Here is a 21,423-nt window from a genome sequence, read left to right on the forward strand (position 1 = left end):
AACGCACGGAAATCCAATGCCGGCTCCCCTGCACGTCATCATCCTCGCTGCCGGCGAGGGCAAACGCATGAAGTCGCGCCTGCCCAAGGTGCTGCAGAACATCGCGGGCCGACCGATGCTGGCGCACGTGATCGACAGCGCGCGCTCGCTCGCGCCGGCCGGCATCCACGTCGTCTACGGCCATGGCGGCGATGCGGTGCGCGCGGCGTTCGCCGACCAGTCCGATCTGCTGTGGGCCGAACAGGCGCAACAACTGGGCACCGGCCACGCCGTGCAGCAGGCGATGCCCAACGTGCCCGTCGATGCGCGCGTGCTGGTGCTGTACGGCGACGTGCCGCTGATTACGCCCGACACGCTGCAGCGCCTGCTCGAAGCGCCGGGTCGCATCGCCGTGCTGGTTGCCGACCTCGAGGATCCCGCCGGTTACGGCCGCGTGCTGCGTGATCCCGAAGGCCGCGTCGGCCGCATCGTCGAGCACAAGGATGCCGACGAGGACCAGCGCGAAATCACCACCGTCAACACCGGCATCATCGTCGCCGACGGCGAACCGCTGCGGCGCTGGCTCGAACACCTGCGCAACGACAACGCGCAGGGCGAGTACTACCTCACCGACGTGTTCGCGCAGGCGTCGACGGAATTCGATGCGGCGGAAATGGTCTTCGTCGCCGATCCGATCGAGACCGAAGGCGCGAACGATCCGTGGCAGCTTGCGCAGCTCGAACGCGCGTTCCAGAAGCGCGCCGCACGTGCGCTGTGCCTGCAGGGCGCGCGCGTGGCCGATCCGGCGCGCCTGGACATCCGCGGTCGCGTCAGCGTCGGCATGGACGTGGAAATCGATGCCGACGTCGTCTTCGAAGGGGACGTGACGCTCGCCGACGGGGTGCGCATCGGTCCGTTCTGCCGGCTCAGGAACGTGACGCTCGGGCCCGGCACCGAAGTGCGCGCGCATTGCGACCTCGATGGCGTGGTGGTCGAAGGCGCGGCGATGATCGGCCCGTTCGCGCGCCTGCGCCCCGGCACCGTGCTCGCCGACGGCGTGCACGTGGGCAATTTCGTCGAGACCAAGAACGCGCGCCTCGGCGTGTCGAGCAAGGCCAACCACCTGACCTATCTCGGCGATGCCGTCGTCGGCAGTGGCGTCAACGTTGGCGCCGGCACGATCACCTGCAACTACGACGGCGTGAACAAGTCGACGACGACGATCGAGGACGGCGCGTTCATCGGTTCGAATTCGTCGCTGGTCGCACCGGTGACGATCGGTCGCAACGCGACGATCGGCGCGGGCTCAGTCATCACGAAGGATGCGCCCGCCGATCGGCTCAGCGTCGCGCGCGGTCGGCAGACGGCGATCGAGGGCTGGCAGCGGCCGGTGAAGAAGCCGAAGGCGTAACCGCAACGCAATGCCTTCAATACCTTTCCCCGCGAGGGAAAGGGCTTGGAAGCGCAGGCTGGGCTGGCTTCACCAACCCAGCCAAGGTGTCCGGATGGATGCTGGGTTGGCTGAATCCCCCAGCCATTGGCGCCCGTGGATGCTGGGTTGGTAAGGCCAACCCAGCCTACACCGGCAGCACCAGCGACACGCACAACCCGCCCCCCTCGCGGTTGAGCAGGGCGATGCGCCCGCCGTGAGCCTCGGCGATCTCGCGCGCGAGCGCCAGGCCGAGCCCGGTGCCGTGGCGCTTGGTCGAGTAGAACGGCAACAACGCATTGGCGAGCACCGCTTCGTTCATGCCGCTGCCGCGGTCGAGCACGTCGACGCGCCACGCTTCCGGCAGGCGGCGCAGCGACAGCGCGACGTCTTCCGGCTTCGATCCCGATTCGTGCGCGTTCTTGAGCAGGTTGATCAGCGCCTGCTCCAGCTGCGCCACGTCGATGCGCGCAATCGCGTCCGGCGATTCGGGCCCGTCGTAGACGAAATCGACCTGCGCGCGCAGCTGCGCGACGAAGCGCGGCCACGGCACCGACTCCAGCCGCGGCGCCGGCATCTTGGCGAAGCGTGCATAGTCGCGGATGAAGCCTTCCAGATGCCGCGCGCGCTCCTCGATCGTCGACAGCGCGGTGGGCAGGCGTTCGAGCTGGCCGCGGCGCAACAGCTCTGCACCCGAATGCGCGAGCGACGCGATCGGTGCCAGCGAGTTGTTGAGCTCGTGGCTGATCACCCGGATCACCTTCTTCCAGGTCTGCACTTCCTGGCGGCGCAGTTCGGCGGTGAGCTGGCGCAGCAGCACGAGTTCGTGGCGGCGCCCGTTGAGGCGGAACTGGCGGCGCGCGAGGTGGTAGATGTCCTCGCTGTCGATGTCGCCCACGGTGAACATGCCGTCGCCGCCGCGTTCGAATGCCTCGCGCATCGCGTCCGGCGCCCGCGCCATGAGCTCGTCGAAGGCGAGGCCTTCCAGACGCTTGCCTTCGCCCAGCAGCTTGCGTGCGGCGATGTTGCCCAGGACGATGCGACGCGCCGGATCCACCAGCAGCATCGCCACCGGCGTGTTCTGCACCATCGTGTCGAGCAGCAGTTCGCGCTGCACCAGCGCGAGGCGCTGCTCGCGCAGCGCGTCGCCCAAGGCGTTGTGACTGGCGACGAGCTGGCCGAGATCACCGCCGCCGCGCCAGGACAGGCCGAAGGCGAAATCGCCGTCGCGATAACTCGCGACCGTCCCGGCGAGCGCACGGAACAGCGAGTTCATCGGAGCGAAGGCACGGCGCACGTGGTAGATGAGCAGCGGCGCCAGCAACGCCACCGCGAGGCCGCCGCACAGCCAGGGATTGCCGAGCCAGCGCATCAGCAGCAGGGTGACAACGACCGCCAGCGCCATGTAGACCAGCGCGATCGCGCCGAACAGCAGACTCAGCGGAATGCGTTGCAGCCAGCGGGTCATGGCAGGAGGCCTCCGCTGCGTGCCGGACGGGCGAAGTTGGACGCGGACTCCGCGCCGTCGCGTTCCGTCACGCAGGCCTTATCGCCCGTCATCCGTGTGCCGCTTGTCATCCTTGTGCCGCTCGTCATCCCGGCGAAAGCCGGGATCCATTTCGATGTTGATTTCGCTTCTGCCGTTGTCGCGGGTAATGGCAAAGACAAGGTCCAAATGGATCCCAGCTTGCGCTGGGATGGCGAGCCAGGGTGGATGGATCCCTGCTTGCGCCGGGACGACGAGCAGAAGCGGGACATCGACACCCGCCGGAGCGGCGCAGGACTACGGCCGGTCGCACCCCGGCTCATGCGCGATCGATCCCCAAACGTTCCAGGCGCCGATACAGCGCCTGCCGCGACAGGCCCAGGTCGCTCGCGGCCTGCGCGACGACGCCGCCGGCGCGTGCCAGGGCGGCTTCGATCGTGGCGCGGTCGGGCTCGTCGCCGCCGTTGCCGGCCGCCGCCGCGCGTACCGGTGCCGCCGGCAGCCCGAGATCGGCGACGCCGATCCTCTCGCCGCGCGCGAGCAACGACGCGCGCTGGATCGTGTTGCGCAATTCGCGCACGTTGCCGGGCCACGCGTGCGCGAGCAGCGCCTGCTCGGCCTCGGCATCGAGTTGCTTGCCCGGCGGCAGGAAGTGGCGCGCCAGCGGCAGGATGTCGTCGGCGCGCTGCGCGAGCGGCGGCAGTCGCACTTCGATCGCATTGAGCCGGTAGTAAAGGTCCTCGCGGAACTGCCCCGCGGCGATCAGCGCGGGCAGGTCGGCATTGGTCGCGCTGATCACGCGCACCTTCACCGCGCGCTCGCGGTTGCCGCCAAGGCGTTCGAAACGGCCCGTCTCCAGCACGCGCAGCAGCTTCACCTGCCCGGCGAGCGGCAGCGTGCCGATCTCGTCGAGGAACAGCGTGCCGCCATCGGCGGCTTCGAACTTGCCTTCGCGCGCGCGGTTCGCACCGGTGTACGCGCCGGCCTCGGTGCCGAACAGTTCGGCCTCGATCAGTTCGCCCGGCAAGGCGCCGCAGTTGAGCGCGACGAACGGTCCCTGCTTCACCGCCGAATTGGCGTGGATGATCTCCGCGTACTTTTCCTTGCCCACGCCGTTGGGCCCGGTGATGAGCACGGGCAACTCGGAACGCGCGACCTGGCAGGCCAGCGACAGGGCCGCCTCGCTGGCGGGATCGGCATAGACCAGGCCACGCAGGTCGAATTCGCGTTCCAGCGCATCGCGGCGCCGACGGCCGCTGCTGCGGTGACGCGCGAGTTCCTGCTTCGCCTGCGACAGCTCCAGCAGGTTGTTCACCGTCGCCAGCAGCTTGCGGTCGTCCCACGGCTTGGCCAGGTAATCGGCGGCACCGGCCTTGACCAGGTCGACCGCGGATTCCAGGTGCGTCCACGCGGTGAGCAGGATCACCGGCAGGTCCGGATGCGCGGCGCGGATCTGCGCGAACAGTTCGACGCCTTCCTCGCCCGAGGTCGTGTCGGCATGGAAATTCATGTCCTGCACGACCAGGTCGAAGGACTCGCGCGCCAGCAGCGCCAGTCCGTCGGCCGGCGTGGTCACTGCGCGCGTGTCGATGTCGTGCAGCGAGAACAGCGTTTCCAGCGCGGTGGCAACGGACGGGTTGTCGTCGATGACGAGGACGGTCGGCATGCGGGCAGTCGGTGGCGTAGGCGCGGGCCGTTTCGGCTCGCGCCCATGATCGCAAAAAGCGGCGGGTTCAGTGGCGCGGCGGTTGCGGCGGCGCCGGCGGCATGGGTGGCGTGGGTGGTTTCGGCGGTGTCGGCAGCAGCGCGCGCACGTCCGCGGCGCTCCAGCGCACCAGCCGTTCCTTCCCGTCGCGCTGCACGCGCAGCGTGGCCGGCGATCGGCGATGGCGTTCCAGCGCGGCGGTGAATGCCTCGACGTCGGGCACCGCCTCGTCACCGACCGCGACGATGCGATCGCCCGCCTGCAGGCCATGCAGCGGCGCCGGCTTCGCGATGGTCACGGCGACGCCGTCGTCGCCGTTGCGCATGGCGAGCGTGCGGTCGTTGTTGACCCAGAGCAGGGTGGCCTCGCGGTCGCCGGCGCGGGCGGCGGACGCGGCCAGCAGCAGCAAAAGCATCAGCATTGGAGTCGTCGTACGCATGCAGCCTCCGAAAGAAGCGCGGCGCCGCCACCACGCGACGCGGCGGAACAGGTTCACACCGTGCGCGTGGCCACCGCCGGCGGCACCGCGGCGGCACGACGCGCGGGTCCCAGCACCGACAGCTGCCCCAGCGCCCACAGCACCAGCGCACCGACCGGCAGGTACAGCGCGGGCAGACGCGGCAGTTCGTAGGAGCTCATCAGCAACTGGTTGATGCCGTAGGCGCCGATCATGCCGATCACGATACCCACCGTGGCGAGCAGGAAGTTCTCGGTCTGGAAGTAGCGCAGGATCTGCCCCTTCGTCGCGCCCAGCGCACGACGCACGCCGATCTGCTTGGTGCGCTGCTGCACCCAGAAGCTGGCCAGGCCGACGATGCCGAGCGCCGTCACCACCAGCAGCGCGATGCACACCGCGATCAGCAGCCACACCATCGAGCGGTCCTGCTGGAAGAATTCGTCGCGCAGCTGCTCCTGCGTCTTCTGGTCGAGCACGATGCGGTTCGGGCTGTTCTTCTCCAGAACCTTGACCGCGTCCTTGAGCACGCGCTCGCGCTGGTCGGGCGTGGTGCGCAACACGTAGTAGCCGCCGACGTCGTAGGGCATGCGCACCGGCAGCACCACCGAGTGTTCGGGGAGCATGTCCTTCGGGCCGAAGTACGGCCGCACGAACGTGCCGACCACGCCGACGACGGTGAGCGGCTTGTTGTCGCCGAAGTAGAACGTCTGGCCCACCGCGTTCTTGCCGGGATACAGCTTGTCGGCGACGGCCTTGGTGATGATCACCGCGCCCGAGCCGGCGTTCTCGAAGCCCTTGTTCGCGTCGTAATCGCTGTACTCGTCCGGGACGAAGTTGCGGCCGGCGATCAGCTTGACGCCCAGGGCCTGCAGCAGTTCGCCGCTGTCCAGGTACGTGGTGGCGTTGAGCGAGGACTCCTTCTGTTCCGGGGTCAGGGTGATGCCGCTGTTCCAGGAGGAATTGCCGAACGGCACCTCGTTGGTCGCCGCCACTGCGCTCACGCCGGGGATGGTGCGCATCGCGGCGAGGTCCTCGCGGGTCAGCGCTGCCGAATTCTGGTCGGTGCCGATGCCGGTGAGGGTGATGACCACCGCCTCCTGCTCCGCCACGCCGCTGGGCATGTCGATGCGGGCGACGCGCTCGCGGATCAGGAACACGGCATTGCAGATGATGGCGCAGCTCAGCGCGATCTCGAGCACGATCAGCGCGGCCGCGGTCTTGTGCCGGCGCAGGGTCGAAAGAATGGGACGGAGTTCCATGACGGGCCTCACTGGGTCTTGAGCTGGATGGCGGGCGTGACCTGGCACGCGCGCCACGCGGGCAGGGCGCCGGCGAACACGCTGGCGACCAGGGCGAGGACGAAGGTGGTGGCGAGCATCACCGGATCGAGATGCGCGAGCGACGCGTGCTCCACCGGCTGCTGGCGCACCGCCCACAGGCCGAGCATCGCCAGGCCCAGGCCCAGCACGCCCCCGACCAGGCCGACGGACACCGCCTCGATCAGGCACTGCGCGAAGATCGCCCCGCGCGAGGCGCCCAGCGCGCGACGCACGCCGATTTCCGCCGAACGCCGCATGAACTTCGCCAGCAGCAGGCCCACGGTATTGAGCAGGCACACCAGCAGGAAGCCGAAGGCGAGCCACATCTGCAGGTTTACGTCATCGGGCACGACTTTCTGGTGGCGCAGGAAGCCCATCAAGTCGAGCAGCTTCACGTTGTTGGGACGCTGGAAGCGGCCGGCCGCGCGCTGCTGATCGGAGTAGTTCTCCAGGAACGCCTGGTAGGCCTTCGCCTTCGCTGGCGTATCCAGCTGCACCCAGAACTGGATCCACACGCAGGGCGCGCCGACGTCGGTGGCATTCACGCCATCGGCCCGGTTGTCGTAGCAGTTCATGTTGCCGTTGCGGCCCAGCTTGAGGTCGCGCGAGGTCGTGAACGGCAGGTACACCTGTTCGGTTTCGCCGTAGCCGTGACGGCTGGTGTTGAGGTCGTAGAACTTCGGCACCGGACGCCAGGCGTCGAGCACGCCGATGACGCGGAAGTCGGTGCCGTCCAGGCGCAGGGTCTTGCCCACGCTGTTGCCGCCGCCGAAGACTTTCTCATTGAGCGATCGGGAGATGACCGCGTCACGCGCATGCGCGTCGTCCGCGGCCGCGTTCCAGCTGCTGCCGTACAGGAACGGCACGTCGAACATCGGGAAGAAGTCGGCACTGGTGTAACGCGCATCCGCCGAGAATGGCAGCAGGTCCGCACGCTGCGGCTGCACCGCGACGCCGCCGCCGGTCATCATCGCCTGACGGTCGGCGCGCCGCGCTTTCAGAAGGTTCTCCGCGTCCAGACGGGTCAGCTGGTCCGGCGGTTCGTCGCCCGCGTGATAGCCGTCCGCGGTCTGCGGATCGATCTGCGGGTAGTACAGGTTCTGGCTCTTGCCCGGCAGCGGATCGCCGGAGAGCACGTGGTAGACGGTGAGCGTGGTCATCGCCGCGCCGATGCCCAGCGCGATCGCCAGCACCATCAGCGCGGTGAGCACCTTGTTGCGCCTGAAGCTGCGCAGGGCGAGGTTGAAGTAGTAGCCCAGCATGGTTGCCATGGTCGCGGCCTCAGTTCGATTCGATGGTGGCGGCCAGGTTGCGGGCGCGCAGCAGGCTCGACTCGACCGAGATGTCGGTCGCCATGCCGTCGACGATGTGCACGTTGCGTTGCGCGCGCGCGGCCAGTTCCGGATCGTGGGTCACCATCACGATGGTGGTGCCGGCGGCGTTGATCTCCTCCAGCAGTTCCATCACCCCGCGCGCCATCTGCGAGTCGAGGTTGCCGGTGGGTTCGTCGGCGAGCAGCAGGCGCGGCGTGCCGGCCAGCGCGCGCGCGATCGCGGCGCGCTGCTGCTGACCGCCGGAGAGTTCGGCGGGGTAGTGCTTCATGCGCGAGCCCAGGCCCACCTGCGTCAGCGCCTGTTCGATGCGCTGCTTGCGATCGGCGGCGTTGAAGCCGCGGTAGCGCAGAGGCACGTCGACGTTGTCGAACAGGTTGAGATCGGGGATCAGGTTGAAGCTCTGGAAGATGAAGCCGATCTTGTGATTGCGCAGCTTGCTGCGCGCGTCGTCGGACAGGCCGCGCACGTCCTGGCCATCGAGCGTGTAGGTCCCGCCGGTGAACTCTTCGAGCAGGCCGGCGATGTTGAGGAAGGTCGTCTTGCCCGAACCGGACGGACCGGTGACGGCGACGAACTCGCCTTCGCGCACGTGCAGGTCGAGCGAGCGCAGGGCGTGGGTTTCGACGAGTTCGGTGCGGTAGACCTTGGTGACGGCTTGCATGTGCAGCATGGCGGGGCCTCGATAGTGGGTTCTGCGGTTTGTTTTGCGTGTGGGTGTGTGCTTTGGCCCGTCATTCCCGCGAAGGCGGGAATCCAGCGACTTTCGCTTGTCTGATGCAACCTGAAGACACTGGATCCCCGCCTTCGCGGGGATGACGACAGAAGCGTTCAGCGCACGCGAAAATCAGTGAAGACCTCGCGCCGGCGCCAGTCGAACGCCCACGGCGACAGTGCGATGCCGTTGGCCGCATCGGCGCCGTCGAACGTCATCAGTACCGGCGCGAACAGTTCGGAGAGGCGGCGCGGAACGGCATCGGCCAGGTCCTGCGAGGACCAGTGCGGCTGCGGATGAAGCGACTGCGTATTCATGGTCATGCTCCGGAGAATGAAGTCCGCGCGCCTCAGCGCACGCGGACGAAGGCGGGCAGTTCGGCGCTGCGCAGGTAGCCGCGGCGCCAGTTGCGGGGAGCGGGCATCGCGAAGAGCGAGTTGGCGGCGCCGGTCGTGGTCGCAAATTCGACCAGCCCCAGGGTGATGCGCTCGGACAGCTTCAGCGGGACGGCGTCGGCGAGGTCCAGCGCGGACCAGTGGCGCGGGAAGCCATGCACCGGATAGGCGGAATGGGAGTGCGTGTTCATGCTCATTCTCCAGTGATGCGGACTTTTTCGGAGTCGCCGAAGCCGTCGGCGCCGGACACCACGATGCGATCCCCTTCCTTCGCGCCATCGAGGATCTCGACGGCCCCCAGGCTGCTCACGCCGGTGCGCACCGGGCGCTTCACCGCGCTGCTGCCCTCCATCACGTAGGCGCTGTTGCCGCCGCCCTGTTCGAGGAACGGCCCGCGTTCGACCGTCAGCACGTTGCGGCGCGTGTCGAGCAGGATGCGCACGCTCAGGCGCTGGTTCTGGCGCAGCGCGGGCGGCTGGCGATCCTTGAAGCGCAGGCGGCCAGTGACTTCGCCATTCACCACTTCCGGCGAGACCGCGGAAATTTCCGCCGGCAGCGTGCCGCTCGGGCCGGTGACCTGCGCGGGCATGCCGATGGCGAGGTCGCGGGCGAAGCTCTCGGGCACCTTGATCTCGACTTCGAACACCGACAGGTCGACGACGCTCAGCACCGGCGCGTTGATCGCGACGTTCTGGCGCTGCGCGACCATGACCTGGCCGACCTGGCCGTCGAACGGCGCGCGCAGGGTGAGCGCGTCGACCTGGCGCTGCAGTTCGCTCACCACCGCGCGCTGACGCTCGGCGAGCAGCTTCTTGTTGCGCATGTCCAGGCCGGCGCCCTGGCCGAGCAGCCCGAACTCGTTGCGGGCACTGGCCAGGCCGAGATCGGCCTTCTTCAGCGTGTCCTGCGCGCGGGCCACGTCGATCTGCGCGACGGCGCCGCCTTCGTACGCGCGGCGGTTGCGCTCGAGGTCGCGCTCGGCGGCCTGGCGATCGATTTCCGCCTGGTCGAGCAGCTTGCGCGCATTGGAGCGCGTGACCTGCGCATCGAGCGCGGCGCGGCTGGCCTCGGCCTCCAGTCCTGCGAGCGTGGCCTGTTCCTGCGCGAGCTTGCTGCGCAGTTCGGGGCTGTCGATCTCGGCCAGCGCCTGGTCCTTCTTCACCTTGTCGCCGGCCACCACCTGCAGCGTGACGGTGCCGCCGGCGATCGCGTACAGCGTCGGGCTGTTGGCGGCAATCACGCGGCCGTCGGCGGAGATGTCGCGCACCAGGTCGCCGCGGGTGACCGTGGCGATACGCAGGTGCGCGGCATCGAAGGAACGCGCGCCCGCGCTCCAGCCCGCCAGCAGCCAGCCGACCACCACGACCAGCCCGGCGACGCCCGCACCGGCCAGCAGCATCCGGCGGCGCTGCGGCGTCAGCGCCGCGGGCGCATGGGTGGAGGTGGCGTGAAGGGGCCGGTCCTGGGCGGAGGTGTCGCGGATGCTCATCGGAGGCGTCTGGAAAAAGGAAGCTGTCTTCCCTTAAGCAGGACGCGTGCCAACTTCAAGTTATTGATCAATAAGGCATTGATGGCCGACCAAGTGTCCGGACGGACAGGTCCGCCGTCCGTGCGGACAGCGGCGGACGGGGCGTCCGGACGTCCGCAACGTGTTCATCGACGTCGCCGCTGTGGTGCGGATCGGGCGTCCGGCCCGCGTGCGCGGGGACGTTAAACTGTCCGCCTTTCTGCAGCGGATTCCCCTTTATGTGCGGCATTGTCGGTGCGATCGCGAATCGCGACGTCGTTCCTGTCCTGATCGAAGGCCTCAAGCGCCTGGAATACCGCGGTTACGATTCCGCCGGCATCGCCGTGGTCAATGGCGAAGGCGCCGCCAGCGACGTGCGCCGCGTGCGCCGCACCGGCCGCGTCGCCGAGATGGAAAACGCCGCCCAGGCCGAACAGTTCACTGCCCGCCTGGGTATCGGCCACACCCGCTGGGCCACGCACGGCGGCGTCACCGAGGCCAACGCGCACCCGCACATCAGCCACGGCGTCGCGCTGGTGCACAACGGCATCATCGAGAACCACGAAGAGCAGCGCGAACGCCTGCGCCAGCTCGGCTACGTCTTCGAATCGCAGACCGACACCGAAGTCATCGCCCACCTGATCCACCATCACCTCAAGGGCGGCGACGACCTGCTCACGGCACTGCAGCACACCGTGCGCGAACTGCACGGCGCCTACGCGCTGGCCGTGGTGAGCCGGCAGGAACCCGGCCGCCTGGTCGCCGCGCGCATGGGTTGCCCGCTGCTGGTCGGCCTGGGCGAAGGCGAGAACTTCGTCGCCAGCGACGTGTCGGCGATCGTGCAGGCCACGCGCCGCGTGATCTTCCTCGAGGAAGGCGACACCGCCGAGGTCACCCGCGACAGCGTGCGCATCTTCGACGGCGAAGGCCGCGCGATCGAGCGCGACGTGCACGTCTCCGACGTGTCGCTGGCCTCGCTCGAACTCGGCCCATACCGCCACTTCATGCAGAAGGAAATCCACGAGCAGCCGCGCGCCATCGCCGACACCATCGAGGCGGTAATGGACAACGGCGGCTTCTCGGCTGAGCTGTTCGGCAAGGAGGCCGACGCGGTGCTGCGCGACATCGAAGGCGTGCAGATCATCGCCTGCGGCACCAGTTCCTACGCCGGCATGGCCGCGCGTTACTGGATCGAGGCGATCACCGGCCTGCCGTGCGCGGTCGACATCGCCAGCGAATACCGCTACCGCAGCGTCGTCGCCAACCCGAAGCAGCTGATCGTCACCATCTCGCAGTCGGGCGAAACGCTCGACACGATGGAAGCGCTCAAGTACGCCAAGTCGCTCGGTCACGACCGCACGCTGTCGATCTGCAACGTGCCCGAGAGCGCCATCCCGCGCGCCAGCCGCCTCGTCTACTACACCCGCGCCGGCGCCGAGATCGGCGTGGCCTCGACCAAGGCCTTCACCACCCAACTGGTCGCGCTGTTCACCCTGACCTGCACCCTGGCCAAGCTGCGCGGCCGGCTCAGCGCCGAGCAGGAAGCCGACTACCTCGAATGCTTGCGCCAGCTGCCCGGCAGCGTGCAGCACGCGCTGAACCTCGAGCCGCAGATCGTGTCGTGGTCCGAGCGCTTCGCGCCGAAGCAGCACGCGCTGTTCCTCGGCCGCGGCGTGCATTACCCGATCGCGCTGGAAGGCGCGCTCAAGCTCAAGGAAATCTCCTACATCCACGCCGAGGCCTATCCGGCCGGCGAACTCAAGCACGGCCCGCTCGCCCTGGTCGACAGCGAGATGCCGGTGGTGGTGATCGCCCCGAACGACAACCTGCTGGAAAAGGTGAAGTCCAATATCCAGGAAGTCCGCGCGCGCGGCGGCGAGATGTTCGTCTTCACCGATGCCGACAGCCACTTCGGCGAATCCGAACAGGTGCATGTGATCCGCACTCCGCGCCACGTCGGCGTCCTCTCGCCGATCGTGCACGCGATCCCAGTGCAACTGCTCGCCTACCACGCCGCCCTCGCGCGCGGCACCGACGTGGACAAGCCGCGAAATCTGGCGAAGTCGGTGACGGTGGAGTGAGGCTCCGTTGGAGCATGTAAACAAAAAAAGAGCCCGGCTTAGGCCGGGCTTTTTTGTGCAGCCTGGCAACGGATTTGGCTCCCTGGCTGCGCGCCCTGGCCTCGCAGCACGTCCTTCTCCCCGCCTGCGGGGAGAAGGTCGGAGCGGGCGATGGCCCGCGGAGGGAAGGGCGGATGAGGGGCGCTTTTGATCTCAAGCTCCATTACCGAGATCGAAATGACCATCCGGGCGTAGGGCGGGCTAAAGCCCGCCGCTGCCTGCCGCGGTTGGCGGGAAAAGGCCAGAGCAGACGAGAGCCCACGGAGGGTGGGCTTGGATGAGCGGCATCTCTTCGGCACTTTCGGACACGTTCACGATCCGCACGCCCCCAACTCGCGCGCCCGCGGCCGCAATGGCAAGATGCCCGGGCGCCGCCAAACAGGCGCACGAACGAGGAGTGGACATGGAACGGTCCTGCGGTCGCCTCCGGCGATCCTTCATGAGCCAATCGGACAGGCGAGCAGCTGAATCCATGAGCAAACGGTCAGCCGGTCTCCAGCAGGCTGCCGAATCCCCTTGCAGTCAAAAGGAGTTGAATTGATGAGTGTAAAAACAGTCTCGCCCCTGCTTGCAGTACTCCTGCTGGTCGCGTGCGATTCCGCTGCGATGGGCGCTCCGGCAACTGTTTCCGCCGATACGGCCAAGGCGGCCCCTGCGGAGGCAGCGACCGCACAACGCCAATCCGAACGCCCTGACGGTGGAAGCGCCATCGTCGCCACGGAGGCTGATGCGTTCTTGCGCGATTCCTACCACGAATGCGCCGCGCACACCGGTGGTTCGACCTGGGACGTGCAAGCCTGCATAGAAAAGGAGTTCGAGTACCAGGACGACAGGTTAAACGCCGCATACCGCAAGGTCATGGCAAAGCTCGTTGATCAGGAAAGGAGCCGACTGCGGAGTGAAGAGAGGCGGTGGATATCCGACCGCGATTCGACGTGCAGCTGGGACGCACACTCGGAAGGACAGGCCCAGCGGATCGAGGCCAATGTCTGTGCGTTGCAGAAGACAGCGAAGAGAGCGGCTGAATTGGAGGAAAGGGAAATTGCTGGCGCCAATGAGGCGGCAGCGGCTGGTAGTCAGGACGCACTTCAGCGAGCAGCAGTGATGGCCACCGAGCGCCTCGGCGGCGAACTGGCGCGCGTCGCTGTTTCAGGAGATGCCGCGCCCATGGCGGCGGTCATCCGCTACCGGGCGAAGGGCGTCAGCCGGGAGGTGCCGGCCTGTTCGCTCTCCATAGTTGAAGGATTGCCCGATCACCCCGTTGTGACAGCAGAAAACGATGCCCTTATCGCGTGTCCGTTGGCGTCCGATGCCGCGGCAGCAAGGGAGCAAACCACACTGACCTTCAAGGGGAATCGGATCCGCGTTTCGAATGATGCAGACAACGGCAACGACACGTTCGAACTTCAGCGGCTCGATGGCGCGTGGTACGTGACCGACGCGAGTTTCGCGCACCCGGTAGAAGATCCTGCGACCGGAGACATCGTTGTGGTCAACGAAAAGGCGGCGTATTCGCCGGAGTCATGGAAGATCAAGGTTTCCGACTATAGCTACGATGCGATTGAGCCCCATTTGGTAATTAGAACCATCGAATAGCGAAATCAGGGGCGAAGCCATGGCGGGGAGCCCCAATCCTTCGGTACGCCAAGGCTAAAGCCGGAATGACACTTCAATTATCGAAAGGATTCTCGATGATGCGGTTTGTAGGACTCGTGACACTGGCCACCGCGGCAACATTGATAGCCAGCACCGCATCTGCGGAAGCGGCTGCGGCAGCGACACCCAAACCAGCCCAGGAAGCGACGATCGCGTCGCGCGTTGGCAATCAGGCGACAGCCCTCGGCAATGTGCTGAACGTATTTGCGTCCGAGGCTGGCGGGGACTGGAAGGCATATGACGCACTGACAGGCGTCACCTGGTCCTTCGCTAAGCCTTCCGAATATGCCTCGGGCCGCTTCCAGCTAAGCGGCGACCTGTTGTTGACCGGCTTCGGCATGACCCGGCTGCCGAACGGAAAAGCAGGGTCGGATTACGCCACCATCGAAGACAACGAAGGAAAGTCCGGGCTGACACTAACCGGTGACGCGAGACATGTGCAGATGCTGAGCGTCAGGAAGTTCTACTTGAGCGATGACTACCAGCACATCCTGCAGGATCAGTTCGGTGCCAAGGATCAAGTTATCCCCGTGGCGCAGCATTGTTCCTCCGGCGAGGATTTTGCGAGCAATCCGGCCTTCTTCGAGATTGAGCTTCGGAATGGAAAGAAGGCCTATGTCGAGGCTTTCCAGGAGGAGGGCGGGAAATTCGCCCCGAGCTACACGGTCTTCGACTTCATGCGCGAGAAGCCGGTTGGTCGCATCAGGAAACTGAAATGCCTTGTCGCAGGCACGGCGAGGGTTTCGCTCCGCCAGGTAGCGGAGGGGCGTTCGGGGCAAAGCGGCGTGGGTCCGGAAACCAGCGAGCCGCCTGCCACCGCGGCTCTCAGCCAGAATCGAATTGACACCATCGTCGCCGAGGTGATGGACCAGCAATACGGAACCAGCCGCGACCCTGCCGGCCAGTGTTGGGAATACACCTACAGTGACGGCGATGTGGAAACCGACTACTGCATGCAGCCGGCGAAGGCGGATGTAATCAGAACGGCCAAGGGTGTCGCCATTTACCTGCGCGCATCAAACACGCCTAATGCAGAGGAGGGTTACGAAGCGGTGACGCCCGGACTGATGGGCGCATTCCAGGTAGCTGTTGGTGGAGATGGGCAGTGGCGGTACGTAGCCAAGTCGCCCGCGCTTCCGTTCGGAACAATGGGGTATTGCGGCTGCGACAAGGCCACCTTTGTGCGCCTGGGGCAGGAATTGTACGGATGGATGTTTACCAGTGGCGGCACCTGGCAGGGGGTAACTGTCGCGAATTATGAAATCGTCGCGCCGCGTGGCGATGTGTTTACCGATGTGAGTGACGTTCCTGAGATTCGGGAAGACGACCAAACGGCCAGCTATTCCGTTGAAGTGGTAGACGATGGCAGCGACATCTTTCCGCTCAAGGTGACCAGGATGGTTTCCGGGCACAGCGATGGCGAACGGATGGTGCCCTTCAACAGGGTGGCTTGGGCGTACCGGATGCCGCAGTCGCTCTAGACCCGAACTTCAGCCGATCTGGTCCGACGTGTTGATCATGCCAATGGCGAATCTATCGCGCGTTGAGTGCGCCCTGTTTCGTTTGAAAGGCCCGGCTGAGCCTGCATGGCAGGATAGGACCGCGAAAAACGCAATTTGTCCACGATTAGGAGGCAGTCGAATGTGCTACGGCTGGAAGCTTGGGTTCTTGGTCGTTATGGCCACAATGGCAATTTCGTGTCATGCGAGTGGTTCGGAAGGGGTTGAGTCGTCAAATGTCGAGGCGATGTCGCCAACAGCCAAAAGTTCCATGATTCCTTTGGGGAATCACGCTTCGTTTCGGGAGCTCGGTGAGGAAGTCGGCGTGCAATGCCAAGAGCCCGACAAGGGCGATGGCTGTGTAGCCCAAGATGACACGGATCCGCACGCCGCTGACTATTTCGACGTCGAATTGCATCCGGCATGTGATGAGAATGGGATATACGGAGGAGTGGTCGCAGGTCGGGGGGCGCAGCTCGCAAACAGACTTCCGCCCATGGACACCCAGGTCAATGCAACCTTGCCCAAGGGACAGTTCGTCTGCATACGTGCGATAGCCAGAATTGGCCAGTTCATTTCGCACTACTACGTGACCGCGGTCCCCGTTGCTGCGGTTGCAGAGTGCAAGGGCAACGATCTGTGTCACCTATACGGGGACAGACACATCCGGTTCGCAGTCCCGCCAGCGTCTCCTTGTCGCCTTGATTCCTCTGGGCTGCATGGCCACTGCGCATCCGGTTGGATGACCGAAGATGGCTTGGAGGTGTTCTCCTTGGGGCTGCGTGGAGAGGATGGCGAGTAGATAGAACAACACACTGACATGGAGGTCGCATGAGCGACGAAAAGATCAAAAGGCTTGTACGTGCAGAAGGCAAGACCAGAACGCTGGAGATGGAAGACGGACGCGTCATCGAGCGCGATGGGGGCAGTGCTTCCTGGCGGAACAACAATCCCGGAAACCTCAAATTTGCCTATGCTGGCAGTGCGGACCGGAAAGATCATGCAGTCCGCACGATGGGGCAGGCGTTACGGGATGCGCAGCAGCGCTATCAGGGCGTAGTTGGGCTTGACCAGTGGGGCAATGCTGTCTTTGAGAGCTATGAAGCCGGGCGCGCCGCAAAGATTCAGCTGCTGGAGCGAAAGTATGGCCAGAGCACTGTGGAAGAGATGCTCGGCAGCTAATCAACGCCGGACTACTCCGGTCAAACACATCATCGCGCCCAAGCCGACTACATTTTCAATGAGGGAGATAGGCAGGGATTCAATCTGCGTTCCAAGAAGATTGGAGCAATGAGCGCAGATGAGCTGGCCTCGTTAGCCGATGGAATAAGGGGGTTTGAAGGCTGGCGAGTCGGCGAAACGCGCGTAATTCGCTCTGCTTCGAGGCAAGTCGTCGCCGAACCCCAAGCGCCGGCTCCAGTCCCGCCTGGCGCTGCCATCTATGCCGAAGCCTACAAGCACTTCTTTGCCGAAGGGCAAAGTTATGAATACGGACGTCCCGATAGACCAAAACCAGGCCGAGATCCTAGCCGGCTGGAGCGGGATCTGGATGGTGACGGTCGCCTGGGCGTCGACTGCTCCGCATTTGTATGGCGAGGCCTGAAGAACGCGGGGTTTGACGTGCCTGGTGAGAGTGCTGCCAGCTTCACGACGCAAACTCTATTCAATGGCACGACTACCACCGCTTATGCAAGACAGCACTTTGATGTAGTGCCTGCCAGCGAAGCTCGCAAGCCGCGAGGTGGCCTAAGGCAAGGCGATATTCTTATGTTCGCTGGCAGCGGCGGACAGCACGTCGGCATCTTCAATGGTTATGACGCCAACGGCCATATCCAGTTCATCGGATCCCAAGGCAGCACCGGTCCCAAACAGGTAACCGTCGCGCCCGGCGGATATTGGGATGGTGCTACAACCCAAATAGTCGGTGCCCTGCGCGCGAAGGCCGAGTTTCAGGTTCGCACGCCTCTACATGCGGACAGCGTGCGACCAATTTCACCTGAAGTTGTCTCATCCTCGCCGAAGGGCGCGCGTGATGACGAGGCGGTCTTGGGTCGAGGCGACAAGAGCCCATCTGTAAGCCAGCTCCAACAGCAACTCCACCGCCTCGGCTACACCGGTCGCGACGACCACCCCCTCAAGATCGACGGCGATTTCGGCACCAACACCGAACACGCCGTCTGCGCCTTCCAGCGAGCCCACGGCCTGCACGTGGACGGCGACGTCGGTCCCGCCACGCGCGCGGCATTGGCAAAGGCCGAGCGCGCCCCGCTGCTGTCGGAGCAGACGCATCCGGACCACGCCTTGTTCCATCAGGCACAACAGGGCCTGCGGCAGCTGCCGGCGGGTACGTTCCATGGCGGCAGGGAGATCGACAACGTCGCCGCCGCACTGGCGCTCAAGGCCAGGGAGAGCGGCGTCACCCGAATCGACCACGTACTGATGAACACCCGCGGCGACGGCGTGTTCGCGGTGCAGGGCAACCCGCTCGATCCGGCGCGCCACCTGGTGCTGGTGAACAAGACGCAGGCGGCCGCGCAAACCGTCGCGCACAGCACCGAGCTGATGGCGACGCAGGACAACAGCCGTCTCCATGCCGCGCAGACGCAGGTGCAGCTGCAACACCAGGAACATCGCGCCGGCTTGTCGATGGTGATGCGGCCGTAATCCGGTTGCAGTGGCGGAAGACCCGAAGGCCTCGCACCCGCGAGGCCTTTTCATGCGACACCACACAACAGAGCGCGCAGTCGTGCACCGCGCAATCCCGAACGCACCCATTGCCTCCCGCGTCGCATCCGGTCAACACTCCCCACGCTCCCTCGCCGACCGTTCGGCATCGAGCCCCCGCACGGAACGCGGCGGAGCATGGACCGTCCGGCCCAGCCGTATCGGAAAGCCCGGACTCGCTAATGGACGTAAGGAATAGCCAATGCAGAATCTCGTTTCGCTCAACCTGTCGGCGCAGGACCTCGCCGATGTCGACGCCGCCATCTCCACGTTGCGCCGCGTCTTCGCCCAAATGATCGCGTTGCAACCCAGCCAGCGCCGCGACCTGTACAAGATGGGCGACAAGTCGGAAGCCTTCTGCCGGCAGACGCTGGCGGTGCTGGCGGCCAACCCGCAGATCATCCCGCCCAGCCTCAACCTCGCCGAGGCGCAGGCCGACCTCACCGCCCTCGACCAGCTGCGCCCGCGCCTGCAGCAACTGGAGCAACTGGTCGAACGCGCCGACGACACCGCCCTCGCGCTCGGCAGCGACATCATCACCGTCGCCCTGGAGGGCTACGGCCTGCTCAAGGTTTCGGGCAAGAACGAGGCGCTGAAGAGCGTCCGCAAGGACCTCTCGGCCCGCTTCTCCCACGGCAGCAAGGCGGCGCAGCCCGTCGCAGCGGCCTGAGACCGGCCGGAAGTAGCGTTTGAGTGATTGAGCCTGGCGGGCGAGGCCCCAAGCCTTGTCCGCCAGGCTTTTTGCTTCGTGCGCGAGGCGAATTGCGTCGCCGGCCGAAGCGCGGAGCCTCACGCGCGACAAGATTTACCTCGGCGGTCAGGCGTTTTGCCTGGGCGTCGAGGCTCTCAAGCCTCGCGCGCAAGGCTATTTACCTCGTTGGCGAGGTTGAAAGCGTCGGACAGCGAAGCAAAAAGCCTCGTCGATGAGGGTTATGGGCTCGCTCGTGATAGTTCTTTGGCTGCTTCCGGCCAGAAGCGGACTCTGGTTGACCATCCTCCGGAGCCACTCTTTCTTTCCTCCGGCTCACGCGCGCGGCGGCTCCGGGAAGCGCGCCGGGCCGACCACCGGCCCGCTACACCTTCGCGTTGAGGTAGTGGAACAGCGTGCGCGTGACGTTAACCATCAGCATCGCTTCCGCCTCATCCAGCAGATTGTCGTTGGGGTGCGCGACCGACGCATGATTCCGGATCGTGTTGAGCGCATCAACGACGTTGGAGAGCGAGTTAAGCACCCGCACAATGTCTTTGTCTTGGCTACCGAGGTGCTGGAACTTCGGGTGGCTGGCGCGCAGCAGCTTGAAGAGCTGAGTAAGGGACGCTTGGTCATCAACTGCTAGCCCGGCGCGAATAGCCAAGTCTTTCAAGTACCCGTGGAGCGCGGTGTGCAGGCGGTCGATGCAGCTGATGGGGCCGCTCTTCGCCAGCAGATGATCCGCGTCTGCCAGTGCGCGCTCCACAACTTGGGACGCTGTGATGCTGCCGGAGGGCATTGCCGGCACATGCGACTCGACCAGTCCCAACTCATGCAGCAATTCCGGAGCATCATTCTCCAACGCAAACCGAATCTTCATCCGCTTGAGAAGCACCTCAATGGCGGCCGGGTTGTGGTCTGTGAAGTATCGGAGCGCTTGGAAGACGCAAGAACCATAGTCCTCATCGCCAAAGTACAGGCTCCGCATGAGGCGCTGGTGCCCGGTGATGTAGTCGTGCTCGCCGGTTTCGTAGCCCAATTCTTCCCAATCGGTTTGAGTGAACTGGTCTGAAACCGCGCGTTGCAAGGCAAGCATCAGCTTGCCGGACATGCTGGGGTCTCGCAAAGCGTCGCGAATGTTCAAGATTAAGTGCTCAGTTGGGAAGGTCGCGCAAGAACGTCGCAAACAAGCGACTTTCCGCGCTACTGGTGGCGAATTGGGAGAGCTGTTGAACGTTCTGCTGCACTAGCAGTCGTTTACCGGCACCGATCACCGTGCGAAGACGCTCAAGATTGGGTTCCAGTTCGCTGCCTGCCTTGGATAGTTCGCGAAGTTGCTTGTCCGGCAAGTTGTCAATCTCAGCTTCGGAAAGCGTTGCCAGGAACGGCTCAATGGCCCCAAGAACGTCCCGGAGCCCATTGCCAGGCGCGAGGGCAGCGAATCCGTCGAGCTGCCCAACCTGCACCTCCACAAAGTCGCTGATGCGGTTTCGCCGTTCCAGACCTGTGACGTCTGCCGCTGCCGCAAGCGCTTCGCGCTCTTCCTTTGTTGCTGCGCGTTGGATCGTAAGTGCGCCGTCACCACGTCTAACCGCTTGGCGGACAGCGTTCACGATGGGCGTCGGCAAAGAGCCTGACTTGCCAGTGAGCTGATTGATTCGCGTATTGATCCACGCCGCGCCCCACTCGCCAGCCTTGAATGCAGCGACTTCCGCTGTGATGTTCGGAAGCCGATGTTTCAACTCCCCCAAAAACTCGCGATTCTGCTGCGCTCTAACAGCAGCAAGGAAGACGCGGCTCATCTGAGTGAACTCTACGTCGAAGTGCTTCTTGCCGCAGATGCGTCCGATATTTGTCACTCTGCCGTCTGCTGCCGCAACAAGGAATCCGTTGCCGTGCGGCTGATGACAGGTCGAAAGACCGCATGGGATCAAGGCATCGAACGTGTAGCTGCCAATGATCTCTTTGAGCTTGACCGTCTTGGGGTCAATGTCGGCCGTGAATCCGGGAACAGATTCGATGTCATCCCAAGAGGCAATGCGAACGAGACCCCGCTCACTGTTGAGTGTGATCATGCGCTTACCATGCCCCTGAAATCCGGGGCGCGCTCAAGGTCAGCTTGTGCACTTCGCCGAGGTCATTCAACAGACTCAGGTCATCCCACTTCTTTGGGTACTTCTTGAACCAACGATCAACTGCGCTCAGAAGAGCCACGTTTCCAGCTCGATCAAATAGTGAATCAACAAGTTCGTCAGTCAGCTCAATGTTGGGCATCGTGAAGTAGTCGCCGGGCGCGTGAAGTTCGTCGATGGACTCTGCTTCCGCAGACAACGGGCGCTGAAACATCTTACGCGGCACGCTGCTGGGATAGCCCTTGCCCTCAATGGATTCGTTGAAGATCGGCGCCATG

General features: G+C 65.0%; 19 protein-coding genes. 7 read left to right on the forward strand and 12 right to left on the reverse strand.

Annotated features, from left to right (window positions below):
* Nucleotides 1–16: 16 nt before the first annotated feature.
* Nucleotides 17–1,390: a bifunctional UDP-N-acetylglucosamine diphosphorylase/glucosamine-1-phosphate N-acetyltransferase GlmU gene (glmU, locus tag ACFPN1_RS13425; protein ID WP_386755627.1), complete on the forward strand. Its 1,374-nt coding sequence runs from the start codon at nucleotides 17–19 to the stop codon at nucleotides 1,388–1,390.
* Nucleotides 1,391–1,556: 166 nt separating this feature from the next.
* Here the strand turns inward: glmU and ACFPN1_RS13430 are convergent, their stop codons facing one another.
* The 9 genes from ACFPN1_RS13430 to ACFPN1_RS13470 all read right to left on the reverse strand — a co-directional run bounded on the left by ACFPN1_RS13430 (nucleotide 1,557) and on the right by ACFPN1_RS13470 (nucleotide 10,305).
* A complete protein-coding gene (locus ACFPN1_RS13430; protein WP_386755628.1) occupies nucleotides 1,557–2,876 on the reverse strand; it encodes a sensor histidine kinase in 1,320 nt (439 codons plus the stop codon).
* Nucleotides 2,877–3,213: 337 nt separating this feature from the next.
* Complete coding sequence (locus ACFPN1_RS13435; protein ID WP_386755629.1) at nucleotides 3,214–4,560, reverse strand: sigma-54-dependent transcriptional regulator; 1,347 nt, start codon at nucleotides 4,558–4,560, stop codon at nucleotides 3,214–3,216.
* A 67-nt stretch (nucleotides 4,561–4,627) separates the two neighbouring features.
* On the reverse strand, nucleotides 4,628–5,038 hold the full coding sequence (locus tag ACFPN1_RS13440; protein ID WP_386755630.1) for a PDZ domain-containing protein: 411 nt from the start codon (nucleotides 5,036–5,038) through the stop codon (nucleotides 4,628–4,630).
* 53 nt (nucleotides 5,039–5,091) lie between these two features.
* Entirely contained in the window at nucleotides 5,092–6,315 is a 1,224-nt protein-coding gene (locus ACFPN1_RS13445) for an ABC transporter permease (protein ID WP_386755631.1), read from the reverse strand.
* Nucleotides 6,316–6,323: 8 nt separating this feature from the next.
* The gene (locus tag ACFPN1_RS13450) at nucleotides 6,324–7,637 is read right to left on the reverse strand and encodes an ABC transporter permease (protein WP_386755728.1); all 1,314 of its coding nucleotides are present in this window, start codon (nucleotides 7,635–7,637) and stop codon (nucleotides 6,324–6,326) included.
* Between the two features lie 19 nt (nucleotides 7,638–7,656).
* Nucleotides 7,657–8,379, reverse strand: coding sequence for an ABC transporter ATP-binding protein (locus tag ACFPN1_RS13455; protein WP_386755632.1), 723 nt, complete (start codon nucleotides 8,377–8,379; stop codon nucleotides 7,657–7,659).
* Nucleotides 8,380–8,537: 158 nt separating this feature from the next.
* On the reverse strand, nucleotides 8,538–8,738 hold the full coding sequence (locus ACFPN1_RS13460; RefSeq protein WP_386755633.1) for a hypothetical protein: 201 nt from the start codon (nucleotides 8,736–8,738) through the stop codon (nucleotides 8,538–8,540).
* A 32-nt stretch (nucleotides 8,739–8,770) separates the two neighbouring features.
* Nucleotides 8,771–9,007, reverse strand: a complete 237-nt coding sequence (locus ACFPN1_RS13465) for a hypothetical protein (protein WP_386755634.1) — start codon at nucleotides 9,005–9,007, stop codon at nucleotides 8,771–8,773.
* 2 nt (nucleotides 9,008–9,009) lie between these two features.
* Nucleotides 9,010–10,305, reverse strand: a complete 1,296-nt coding sequence (locus tag ACFPN1_RS13470; RefSeq protein ID WP_386755635.1) for an efflux RND transporter periplasmic adaptor subunit — start codon at nucleotides 10,303–10,305, stop codon at nucleotides 9,010–9,012.
* 257 nt (nucleotides 10,306–10,562) lie between these two features.
* On the opposite strand from ACFPN1_RS13470, the gene glmS reads away from it, so the two are divergent.
* The 6 genes from glmS (at nucleotide 10,563) to ACFPN1_RS13500 (ending at nucleotide 18,992) form a co-directional block, all read left to right on the forward strand.
* Nucleotides 10,563–12,404, forward strand: a complete 1,842-nt coding sequence (gene glmS / locus ACFPN1_RS13475; protein ID WP_386755636.1) for a glutamine--fructose-6-phosphate transaminase (isomerizing) — start codon at nucleotides 10,563–10,565, stop codon at nucleotides 12,402–12,404.
* A gap of 579 nt (nucleotides 12,405–12,983) precedes the next feature.
* A complete protein-coding gene (locus tag ACFPN1_RS13480; RefSeq protein WP_386755637.1) occupies nucleotides 12,984–14,039 on the forward strand; it encodes a lysozyme inhibitor LprI family protein in 1,056 nt (351 codons plus the stop codon).
* Nucleotides 14,040–14,104: 65 nt separating this feature from the next.
* Nucleotides 14,105–15,580 (forward strand): hypothetical protein, encoded by a 1,476-nt coding sequence (locus tag ACFPN1_RS13485; RefSeq protein ID WP_386755638.1) that lies wholly within the window; start codon nucleotides 14,105–14,107, stop codon nucleotides 15,578–15,580.
* Nucleotides 15,581–16,429: 849 nt separating this feature from the next.
* Nucleotides 16,430–16,780, forward strand: a complete 351-nt coding sequence (locus tag ACFPN1_RS13490) for a hypothetical protein (protein WP_386755639.1) — start codon at nucleotides 16,430–16,432, stop codon at nucleotides 16,778–16,780.
* 108 nt (nucleotides 16,781–16,888) lie between these two features.
* Nucleotides 16,889–18,262, forward strand: a complete 1,374-nt coding sequence (locus tag ACFPN1_RS13495) for an XVIPCD domain-containing protein (protein WP_386755640.1) — start codon at nucleotides 16,889–16,891, stop codon at nucleotides 18,260–18,262.
* A 262-nt stretch (nucleotides 18,263–18,524) separates the two neighbouring features.
* Entirely contained in the window at nucleotides 18,525–18,992 is a 468-nt protein-coding gene (locus tag ACFPN1_RS13500) for a hypothetical protein (protein WP_386755641.1), read from the forward strand.
* A gap of 403 nt (nucleotides 18,993–19,395) precedes the next feature.
* Here the strand turns inward: ACFPN1_RS13500 and ACFPN1_RS13505 are convergent, their stop codons facing one another.
* Genes ACFPN1_RS13505 through ACFPN1_RS13515 form a run of 3 tightly spaced genes read right to left on the reverse strand, consistent with a single transcriptional unit; the run spans nucleotide 19,396 to nucleotide 21,422 of the window.
* Nucleotides 19,396–20,124, reverse strand: a complete 729-nt coding sequence (locus ACFPN1_RS13505; protein ID WP_386755642.1) for an abortive infection family protein — start codon at nucleotides 20,122–20,124, stop codon at nucleotides 19,396–19,398.
* Between the two features lie 43 nt (nucleotides 20,125–20,167).
* Nucleotides 20,168–21,088: a hypothetical protein gene (locus ACFPN1_RS13510; RefSeq protein WP_386755643.1), complete on the reverse strand. Its 921-nt coding sequence runs from the start codon at nucleotides 21,086–21,088 to the stop codon at nucleotides 20,168–20,170.
* Between the two features lie 4 nt (nucleotides 21,089–21,092).
* Complete coding sequence (locus ACFPN1_RS13515; protein WP_386755645.1) at nucleotides 21,093–21,422, reverse strand: DUF2026 family protein; 330 nt, start codon at nucleotides 21,420–21,422, stop codon at nucleotides 21,093–21,095.
* Nucleotide 21,423: the final 1 nt, after the last annotated feature.

This window comes from Lysobacter yangpyeongensis, assembly GCF_042655745.1.
GTDB lineage: Bacteria > Pseudomonadota > Gammaproteobacteria > Xanthomonadales > Xanthomonadaceae > Agrilutibacter > Agrilutibacter yangpyeongensis.

Bases quoted from the DNA above. Each gene is read 5' to 3' on its own strand.
- glmU (WP_386755627.1), top strand. From the start codon at position 17: ATGCCGGCTCCCCTGCACGTCATCATCCTCGCTGCCGGCGAGGGCAAA.
- ACFPN1_RS13430 (WP_386755628.1), bottom strand. From the start codon at position 2,876: ATGACCCGCTGGCTGCAACGCATTCCGCTGAGTCTGCTGTTCGGCGCG.
- ACFPN1_RS13435 (WP_386755629.1), bottom strand. From the start codon at position 4,560: ATGCCGACCGTCCTCGTCATCGACGACAACCCGTCCGTTGCCACCGCG.
- ACFPN1_RS13440 (WP_386755630.1), bottom strand. From the start codon at position 5,038: ATGCGTACGACGACTCCAATGCTGATGCTTTTGCTGCTGCTGGCCGCG.
- ACFPN1_RS13445 (WP_386755631.1), bottom strand. From the start codon at position 6,315: ATGGAACTCCGTCCCATTCTTTCGACCCTGCGCCGGCACAAGACCGCG.
- ACFPN1_RS13450 (WP_386755728.1), bottom strand. From the start codon at position 7,637: ATGCTGGGCTACTACTTCAACCTCGCCCTGCGCAGCTTCAGGCGCAAC.
- ACFPN1_RS13455 (WP_386755632.1), bottom strand. From the start codon at position 8,379: ATGCTGCACATGCAAGCCGTCACCAAGGTCTACCGCACCGAACTCGTC.
- ACFPN1_RS13460 (WP_386755633.1), bottom strand. From the start codon at position 8,738: ATGAATACGCAGTCGCTTCATCCGCAGCCGCACTGGTCCTCGCAGGAC.
- ACFPN1_RS13465 (WP_386755634.1), bottom strand. From the start codon at position 9,007: ATGAACACGCACTCCCATTCCGCCTATCCGGTGCATGGCTTCCCGCGC.
- ACFPN1_RS13470 (WP_386755635.1), bottom strand. From the start codon at position 10,305: ATGAGCATCCGCGACACCTCCGCCCAGGACCGGCCCCTTCACGCCACC.
- glmS (WP_386755636.1), top strand. From the start codon at position 10,563: ATGTGCGGCATTGTCGGTGCGATCGCGAATCGCGACGTCGTTCCTGTC.
- ACFPN1_RS13480 (WP_386755637.1), top strand. From the start codon at position 12,984: ATGAGTGTAAAAACAGTCTCGCCCCTGCTTGCAGTACTCCTGCTGGTC.
- ACFPN1_RS13485 (WP_386755638.1), top strand. From the start codon at position 14,105: ATGACACTTCAATTATCGAAAGGATTCTCGATGATGCGGTTTGTAGGA.
- ACFPN1_RS13490 (WP_386755639.1), top strand. From the start codon at position 16,430: ATGAGCGACGAAAAGATCAAAAGGCTTGTACGTGCAGAAGGCAAGACC.
- ACFPN1_RS13495 (WP_386755640.1), top strand. From the start codon at position 16,889: ATGAGCGCAGATGAGCTGGCCTCGTTAGCCGATGGAATAAGGGGGTTT.
- ACFPN1_RS13500 (WP_386755641.1), top strand. From the start codon at position 18,525: ATGCAGAATCTCGTTTCGCTCAACCTGTCGGCGCAGGACCTCGCCGAT.
- ACFPN1_RS13505 (WP_386755642.1), bottom strand. From the start codon at position 20,124: ATGTCCGGCAAGCTGATGCTTGCCTTGCAACGCGCGGTTTCAGACCAG.
- ACFPN1_RS13510 (WP_386755643.1), bottom strand. From the start codon at position 21,088: ATGATCACACTCAACAGTGAGCGGGGTCTCGTTCGCATTGCCTCTTGG.
- ACFPN1_RS13515 (WP_386755645.1), bottom strand. From the start codon at position 21,422: ATGGCGCCGATCTTCAACGAATCCATTGAGGGCAAGGGCTATCCCAGC.